Source organism: Halorubrum sp. Hd13, assembly GCF_002252755.1.
Classification (GTDB): domain Archaea; phylum Halobacteriota; class Halobacteria; order Halobacteriales; family Haloferacaceae; genus Halorubrum.
In genome coordinates this window covers 1-7,483 of the sequence record NZ_NHOY01000036.1, presented here as the reverse complement: position 1 = coordinate 7,483, position 7,483 = coordinate 1, and the positions used below count along the sequence as shown (strand labels likewise).

The window sequence follows — 7,483 nt, the reverse complement described above, 5'->3', positions numbered from 1 at the left end:
GCCGTACACGCCGGCGACTTCCTCGCCGCGTCGCCCGCGGAGCCAGCGGTGCTGTCGCCGGCGTGTACGGCAGCGTTCTTCGACGGCGACGGCGGCAACGCCACCCTCGCCGCCGCGGCCGGCTGTCCGCCCGGCGTCGCGAACGACACGGCCGCGGAGTTCGGCCTCGACGACGACGTCCTCGTCGTCGTCCACGCGATGGGCGAGGCGGACCCGGTCGGAAACGCCTCGACCGTCACCGTCGACACGCGATACGGGACGCACACGGTCGACATGCGCCGCAGCACGAGGGACCCGGTCCGCGTCGACCGCGGCGGCGTCAGCGTCTCGCAGCGGCTCGTCTCGATCGAGGGGACGCAGTACCGGCTCACGGTGTGGGTGTGGTGACCGTGTTCCCGGACGACCGCGCGCAGGCGCACACGCTGGAGGCGTTCGCCGCGGCGATCCTGATCGTCGCCGGGCTCACCTTCGCGCTACAGGCGACCGCGGTGACCCCGCTGTCGGCCAGCACGTCGAACCAGCACCTAGAGAACCAACAGCGAGCGGTCGCGAACGACCTGCTGGAGACGAGCGCGGCCAGCGGCGACCTCGAGGCCGCCCTGCTCCGCTGGGACCCGGAGAACGAGTCGTTCACCGACGGCCGGAGCCCGAGCTACTTCACGGGCGGCGGCCCCCCGAACGCGTTCGGCGAGGGGCTGAACGCGACCTTCGGCGAACGCCGGATCGCGTTCAACGTCCACGTCCGACACGGGCCGGACGGCGCGGCGGAGACGACGCTGGTGGACATGGGATCGCCGAGCGACAACGCCGTGACGGCGACGCGTACCGTCGTCCTGACCGACGACGCGAACCTGACCGCGCCGGGGTACGAAGACACGACGCTCCGAGCCCTCTCGAACGGGTCGGAGCCGGGCGAGTTCTACGCGGCCGACGTCGGCGGCGGCGCGGTGTACGACAGACTGGAGGTGCGCATCGTCGTATGGCAGCTGTGATCCCCGGACCGTCCGACGGCGACGGGTCCCGCGACGGTCCCCGTGGTGACGACTCCACCGGCGACGGTCCGCGCGGCGACCGGCGGTTCCGCGACGCGGACCGCGGCCAGCTCCTGTTGATCTCCGGGCTCGTCGTGGCCGTCTCGCTCGTGGCGCTCGTGGTGCTGCTGAACGCGAGCATCTACAGCGAGAACGTCGCGACCCGCGGCATCGAGGCCGCCGACGGCGAGGCGCTGGAGGTCCGCGCCGCCGCCGTCGAGGAGACCGGCGCGCTGATCGACGGGACGAACCGGAACCGGCCATCGGACCACGATGCGGCGGCCACCGCCGTCGAGGACGGGATCGCCGATCTCGACGCGTACCTCGCCCGGGCGTACGCCGATCGCGGTGGAGTGACGCACGTCTCGGGGAACCGGACGACGATGGAGAACGGGAGCTACGTGACCGGCGATCTCACCGCGAACGGCACCGGAGACGCGAACGCGACCCTCGCGGCCGATGTCAGTCGGACGCGCGGGTTCGTCGTGGCGGTCGATCCCGCAACGCTCGCCTCCACCGACGCGGCCGGGGCACCGACCGACGCCTTTTACGTCGAATTCGACGACGGCGTCAACGAGACGCGGGAGGTGTACGTGTACAACGCCACCGACGACAACGTCACCGTCGCCGTCGGCGAGAACGGGAGCGACCTGACCGTCGTCTGCTCGACGCCGGCCGCCGACCGCGTCGCCGTCGACCTGACCGGCGGGACGCTCGGCGACGAGCGCTGTCCGGGGCTCTGGACGACGAGCGCCGGGGCGCTGGGCACCCCCTACGACGTGACCCTCGAGCGGACGGACGAGGCGAACGGGACGGCGACCGCGACCGCGCTCCCCGCCTCCGGGGACTCCGTCGGCTCGGATCACACCGCGACTCCCGCCGTCTACGCGGCGACGATCGACCTCCGCTACCGGACCGCGGAGCTCCGGTTCGAGACCGCGGTCCGGGTCGCGCCGGGTGAGCCCGATGCGTGACCGCGGGCGACGCGACGGCGACCGCTCGCACCGGAGCGACGGCGACCGTCGCTTCCGCGGCGACGAGCGGGCCGTGAGCGTCACCGTCGGATACGTGTTGACGCTCGCGATCGGCGCGGTGCTGCTCTCCGGGATCGTCATCGGGATCGGCGGCGTCGTCGACTCGCAGACGGACCGGGTCGTCAGGGGCGACCTCGCCGTCGTCGGGCAGACCGCCGTCGCGAACCTCGAGAGCGCGGACCGGCTCGCCCGCGCGGCGGAGGTCGACCGCCCCGGCGGCGCCGGCGACGCGACCGTGTCCGTCGACGTCGACTTGCCAACCCGTATCGCCGGTCGCCCATATCGGATCGCGGTCGACAACGAGTCGGTGACCCTGCGGACTGACGACCCCGAGGCGGTCGCCGAGATCCCGCACGTCGCGAACCTGTCCGTCGAATCGTCTCGCGTCCGGGGCGGCCCGATTCGGGTCCGGTACAACAGCTCCGTCGGCCGGCTGGTGGTGAGAGAGCGATGAGCCGGCGGCGGAGCCGGACGGTCTCGGTCGGGGGCCTCTCCTCGCTCGCCGGCGACGACCGCGGGGTGAGCGACGTCGTCGGCTACATCCTCGTGTTCTCGCTGATCACGGTCACGATCGGCACGGTGTTCGCGGTGGGGATCACCGGCGTGGAGGACCGACGGGAGGCCGAGCGCGTCGCCAACGTCGAGCGCGCGTTCGACGTGCTCGACGACAACCTCCGAGACGTCCAGCGGTACGACGACCCGAACCGGGCGACCGAGATCCGGCTGGCCGGCGGCACCCTGTCGACGTCCGCCGAGTCGCGGTTCGTCCTCGCGAACACCAGCAACGCCAGCGACGTCGCGAACGACACCCTCGACGAGTGGACCTCCAAGACGATCGCGTACGAGGAGGGCGACACGACGATCGCGTACGAGGCCGGCGCCCTGGTCCGCGGCGACGGCGACGGCTCGGTGATGCTCTCGGAGCCCCGCTTCGCCGCCGCCGACGGTCGGACGACGATTCCGATAATGGCGTTGGTCCGCGGCGGCGGAGAAGGGAGCGTCACCGGCGAGGGAACCGTCCAGATAACCGCGGTCGACGAGGCGAACGCCGACTCGAAGACGACCCGGTTCGACGCCGCGAGCGGCGAGACGCTGTACCTCTGGGTGGAGACGGACCATCCGGACGCGTGGGCGCGCTACTTCGAGCGCGCCGACGGGTTCGCGGACGCGACCCCCGCCGACGCCGACGGCGTCGCCGTGGCGGAGCTCGAACACGGCGACTCGGTGTACGTGCGCGAGGTCGTTCGCGTCGTCGGGTTGCAGCGCTGACGGTCGCCCCGCGAGGGGCCTCGTTCGACCGGCTCGGCCGAGCTAGTCGTCCTCGATCGTCACGCGGTGGCGGGAGACGTGCAGGTGGCTCACCACGGGAACGGAAGCCCCCCCGAACGGCTGCAGCGTGGCGAGCGACTCGTCGTAGTGGAGGTTGAGGTCGGCGTCGTTGAACGTGAAGCTCCCGGAGGTGAACGACCCTTTGAACGTCATATTGTTTGTAAGCGTCATTTCGCTCGTCGGCGCGTATACCACTCCCGCGACGTCGATGCCGTCGCTCGGGGCCCCCTGAAAGTCGATACTGCCGCCGCTCGAGTACAGCCACAGGTTCCCCGTTACGTCGTCGTCGGCGGCGATTCGCGCCTGATGCGTCACCTCGACGTCCCCGGTGTTGTACAGCTCGAAGCGGGTGCCGGTGGCCGCCGTGATCGCCGCGTCGTCCCGTATCTCGACCGTGCCGTCGACGAACAGATCGCTGTTGCTCCCGCCCTGCGCGCGGAGGGTCGACTGATCCCGCATCGAGAAGCTGTCCTCGACGAGGACCGCGACGTCGCCGCCCGAGCCGTCGAACACAACGTCGCTGCCGTTCTCGCTCACGTTGAGTTTGCCCCCGATATGGACGGTCGCCCCGTCCTCGATCCGTAGTGTACTCCCGTCCGAGACCGTGACATCGCCGTCGACATATGTGTCTTCGTCGATGGTGCGGACGGTTCCGTCGTCGTGGGCGAACCCCGTCGTGAAGTTTCCACTGGACTGAAGCGTCTGATCGCGGACTCGTTCGATCCGTTCGGCGATGGCTCCCGCGACGGGGTCCGCGCTCCCGACCGAGTCGTCGACCCGCTTCTCCCCCGTGATTGTCAGCTTCTTGTCCGCCTGTCCCTTCGGTGTGTCGAAGGATTCCGCCACGAGGTCCCCCCGGATTTCGATCGATTCGGTCTTGCCGCCGCCACCCGCGGTGAGGTGGAAATCGCTGGTCGTCTGGAGCACCGCGTTATCGCTGGCGTTGCCCTTCCCCGGATACGACCCGCCGGTGGAGTCGTAGCTGTCGGCGTACAGGGTGTTAATGCCGCCGAACTCGAGCCGTGACGTGCCGAGCGCAGAGACGCTGGCGCTGAGCGTCGGGTGGACCGTCTCGGTCCGGAGCGCGACCCGGACCTCCGTCGGCGACACCTGCGTGACGTTCGCCCGCGTCCGGGTCTCGAAGAACCGCCCCCACGCCTCCGCGTACTCGCTCTCGACCGTGACCGTCACGTTCCCGCCCAGCAGCGGGTTCGAGACGTTCTCGGAGGGGAACAGCCCCTCCGGGTGTTTCGAGGTGCCCGTCACGACGGCGTCGTCGCCGAGCCGCCCGTCGACCCCGTCGATCGTCACGAGCGGGAGCGTGAGGGTGTCGCCGCGGTAGTGGAACTCGGGCGGGGACACCATCCACGACCCGTCGCCGTTCGACCGCCAGACCCCGCCGCCCTGATACGCCACCCGGTCGTCGCCCCGCTCGTAGACGACGGCGCCGAGCGTGACGTTCTCCGTCACCGTCTCGATCCCGCCCGTCTCGTTTTCGGCCTCGACCTCGATCCGCATCACTCCCGCCTCGTCGTCGACGCGCACGTCGGCGCTCCGGCCGGGATCGAGCCGGATGCGCTGGCTCGTCGACCCGCCGTGCGCCACGAGGCTGGCCTTCGAGTCGACCTGCGTCATCGCCCCCTCGATCCGCTGGACGTCGGCCGACGACTGCACGTCGCCGAGCGCCGTCGACCCGAGCGCGACCGTGACCCCGACCGCCGTGATCGTGAGCCCGAGGAGGAGCACGACGCCGATCACCTCGCTCTGGGCGCGGTCGGGACCGTTCATGAGGCCGCCTACGTCGGGAGCACTCATAAACGTCGACGTCCGAGTATCGGATCTGAGAGCGTCATCGGTCCCGACTCCGATCGCGGCGTCGCCGCCGCTCCCGTCTCGGGCGCGCGCTTGCCCTGAGCGCACCACCTAAGCCGGCCGAGCCGATCTCTCTCGGTATGACCGAGGAACTGTACCTCGCCGACGACACGGTGACGACGTTCGAGGCGACCGTCGAGCGCGCGCTCGACGACCGGATCGTCCTCGACCGGACGCACTTCTACCCGACGGGCGGCGGGCAGCCGCACGACACGGGGACGCTCCGCCTCGCCGACGGGGAGCGCGACGATCGGTGGCGGGTGGTCGACGTCCGGAAGAAGGACACGATCTACCACACCCTCGCGCCGGCGGCCGAGGCGGGTGACGGCGGTGGCGCGGCGACCGACGGCGACGCGCCCTCGCCGCCCGAGCCCGGTACCGCGGTCGTCGGCGAGGTCGACGCGGCGCGCCGGGCGGCCCACTCCAAGTACCACACCGCCCAACACCTGCTGTCGGCGCTCCTCTTGAACGAGTTCGACGCGCAGACCACCGGAAACCAGCTGTACGACGACCACGCGCACCTCGACGCGGCGTACGACCGCTTCGACGACGCGGACCTCGACCGCATCGAGGCCCGGCTCAACGACCTCGTCGCCGACGAGCGTCCCGTGACGAGTTACGCGATGGACCGCGCCGAGGCCGAGGCGACCCTGGACTCGGAGCGCACCCGCATCGACCTCCTCCCCGACTCGATCGAGGAACTCCGGATCGTCGAGATCGGCGCGGCCGGCGCGGACGACGCTGGCCTCGGGACCGACGCGGACCCCTACGACCGCACCGCCTGCGCCGGAACTCACGTCGGTAACACCGGCGAGATCGGCGAGGTCGTCGTCACCGGCCGGGAGACGAAGGGGGCGGACGAGGAGCGCGTCCGGTTCGCGCTCGCCGAGCACCTCGACGGCGCCGAGTGAGGCCGTCGACCGGCGGACTCGGCTCCGTCGTTCGGTCGCGATCCCGCCGCTTATATACGATCCGCGGCTGGTTCCGCCATGAAGTTCTGCGACGAGTGCGGCTCGATGATGAAGTCCGGCGAGGGCGAGGACCACTGGGTGTGTAGCTCCGCGGACTGTGACAACGAGATCGGCCGCGAAGACGGCGACGACGAGTGGACCACCGAGTCGCAGGTCGAGTCGGAGGTCATCGACGTGAGCGACGCGGAGGACAAGGGACTGCCGCAGACGACCGCGCACTGTCCGGAGTGCGGAAACGACCGCGCCTACTGGTACATGCAGCAGATCCGCTCGGCCGACGAGTCGGAGACCCGCTTCTTCGTCTGCACCGAGTGCGAGCACAAGTGGCGCGAAGACGACCACTGACCCGATCCGCGGCGGCCCGCTCTCCCCTCGCCGGCCGCGCCGCCCCCGTCCCCGCTCGCTTTTAATTACCTCCCCGGCGAACGGCGACCATGGACCCGCCGGTCGTCCCCCCGGACCGCCTCGACGGCTGGCGACGCGTCGCCGAGACGACGGACCGACCGTTCGCCGCCGGCCCCGTCTCCGTGACCGCGAGCACGGTGCGGTACGAGCGGGCGACCGACCCGCCCCCGCGGCCCTTCTGTTTCGCGAGTCGCCTGCGGATCCGCCCGGAGACGGCGCCGAACGCCGCGCTCACCCGTCTGGTCGAGCGACGGGCGAGAGAGGGGTTCCGCGACCGGCTCGCGGCCCGCGACATCGCGGCGGTCGAGCGCCGCGGCGACCGCGAGATGGCCGTGGACGACCCGGCCGCCGAGCGCGCGACGGTCTGGACCTTCCGCGGCGACTGCCGGCTGGTGGAGGACGGGACCGGCGGAGACCGCGAGGTCCCGATCGAGGCGCTGCTCGCGGTGTGGGCGGCCGACGAGTACCTCCTCGCCGGCGGCGCGTACCCGGTCGTCGCCGCCGCGTACCCGGAGGGTCGGGGTCCCGAAGACGCGCGCCGCGAGCTGTTGGGGATCGTTCGCGGTGTCCGCCCGCCGGCGGACAACGGGGATGAGGAGGACGGGGAGTAGCAGAAGCGAGGCGCGCTCCGGGTCAGCAGGCCGCGGCGCCGGCACCGGACTCGATCGGAGAGCCGCTGTCGCTGTACTCCGAGTCGTCGATCGCGCCGCCGAACATCGGGAGGGTGAGCTCGTACGCGTACAGCACGTCGAACGCCGCGAACGGGTCGACTCCGTTCGCGACCGCCTCACGCGCGGTGAGGCGGACCCCCGCGGCGAGCACCACGATCGGATCGCCGCCG

The 7,483-nt window shown here is 71.3% G+C and carries 9 protein-coding genes and 1 pseudogene; 8 read left to right on the top strand and 2 right to left on the bottom strand.

Annotated features, from left to right (window positions below; translation table 11 throughout):
- From DJ81_RS19070 to DJ81_RS04585, 5 genes are all read left to right on the top strand, one after another.
- Positions 1–387, top strand: a 387-nt coding sequence (locus tag DJ81_RS19070; RefSeq protein WP_094588698.1) for a hypothetical protein, incomplete at its 5' end; no start/stop codon positions are given.
- Positions 384–992, top strand: a complete 609-nt coding sequence (locus tag DJ81_RS04600; protein WP_241881499.1) for a hypothetical protein — start codon at positions 384–386, stop codon at positions 990–992. The genes DJ81_RS19070 and DJ81_RS04600, both read left to right, overlap by 4 nt.
- Positions 980–2,005, top strand: coding sequence for a hypothetical protein (locus DJ81_RS04595; protein ID WP_094588696.1), 1,026 nt, complete (start codon positions 980–982; stop codon positions 2,003–2,005). Before DJ81_RS04600 ends, DJ81_RS04595 begins: the two co-directional genes overlap by 13 nt.
- Positions 1,998–2,519 carry a hypothetical protein gene (locus DJ81_RS04590; protein WP_249269075.1) on the top strand — a complete coding sequence of 174 codons (522 nt, stop codon included), beginning with the start codon at positions 1,998–2,000 and terminating at the stop codon, positions 2,517–2,519. The genes DJ81_RS04595 and DJ81_RS04590 overlap by 8 nt, the downstream gene beginning before the upstream one ends.
- Positions 2,516–3,334, top strand: coding sequence for a hypothetical protein (locus DJ81_RS04585; protein ID WP_094588694.1), 819 nt, complete (start codon positions 2,516–2,518; stop codon positions 3,332–3,334). The genes DJ81_RS04590 and DJ81_RS04585 overlap by 4 nt, the downstream gene beginning before the upstream one ends.
- Positions 3,335–3,376: 42 nt before the next feature.
- On the opposite strand, the gene DJ81_RS04580 is transcribed toward DJ81_RS04585, so the two are convergent.
- Positions 3,377–5,182: an archaellin/type IV pilin N-terminal domain-containing protein gene (locus DJ81_RS04580; protein ID WP_094588692.1), complete on the bottom strand. Its 1,806-nt coding sequence runs from the start codon at positions 5,180–5,182 to the stop codon at positions 3,377–3,379.
- A gap of 164 nt (positions 5,183–5,346) precedes the next feature.
- Here DJ81_RS04580 and DJ81_RS04575 point away from each other — a divergent pair, with 164 nt between their 5' ends.
- From DJ81_RS04575 to DJ81_RS04565, 3 genes are all read left to right on the top strand, one after another.
- Positions 5,347–6,177, top strand: coding sequence for an alanyl-tRNA editing protein (locus tag DJ81_RS04575; protein WP_094588690.1), 831 nt, complete (start codon positions 5,347–5,349; stop codon positions 6,175–6,177).
- 78 nt (positions 6,178–6,255) lie between these two features.
- Entirely contained in the window at positions 6,256–6,582 is a 327-nt protein-coding gene (locus DJ81_RS04570; RefSeq protein ID WP_094528251.1) for a transcription factor S, read from the top strand.
- Between the two features lie 89 nt (positions 6,583–6,671).
- A complete protein-coding gene (locus tag DJ81_RS04565) occupies positions 6,672–7,253 on the top strand; it encodes a hypothetical protein (protein WP_094588688.1) in 582 nt (193 codons plus the stop codon).
- A gap of 22 nt (positions 7,254–7,275) precedes the next feature.
- Here the strand turns inward: DJ81_RS04565 and DJ81_RS04560 are convergent.
- Positions 7,276–7,483, bottom strand: a pseudogene (locus DJ81_RS04560) (hypothetical protein); the annotation flags it as partial.

Bases quoted from the DNA above. Each gene is read 5' to 3' on its own strand.
- DJ81_RS04575 (WP_094588690.1), top strand. From the start codon at position 5,347: ATGACCGAGGAACTGTACCTCGCCGACGACACGGTGACGACGTTCGAG.
- DJ81_RS04570 (WP_094528251.1), top strand. From the start codon at position 6,256: ATGAAGTTCTGCGACGAGTGCGGCTCGATGATGAAGTCCGGCGAGGGC.
- DJ81_RS04590 (WP_249269075.1), top strand. From the start codon at position 1,998: ATGCGTGACCGCGGGCGACGCGACGGCGACCGCTCGCACCGGAGCGAC.
- DJ81_RS04580 (WP_094588692.1), bottom strand. From the start codon at position 5,182: ATGAACGGTCCCGACCGCGCCCAGAGCGAGGTGATCGGCGTCGTGCTC.
- DJ81_RS04595 (WP_094588696.1), top strand. From the start codon at position 980: ATGGCAGCTGTGATCCCCGGACCGTCCGACGGCGACGGGTCCCGCGAC.
- DJ81_RS04565 (WP_094588688.1), top strand. From the start codon at position 6,672: ATGGACCCGCCGGTCGTCCCCCCGGACCGCCTCGACGGCTGGCGACGC.
- DJ81_RS04585 (WP_094588694.1), top strand. From the start codon at position 2,516: ATGAGCCGGCGGCGGAGCCGGACGGTCTCGGTCGGGGGCCTCTCCTCG.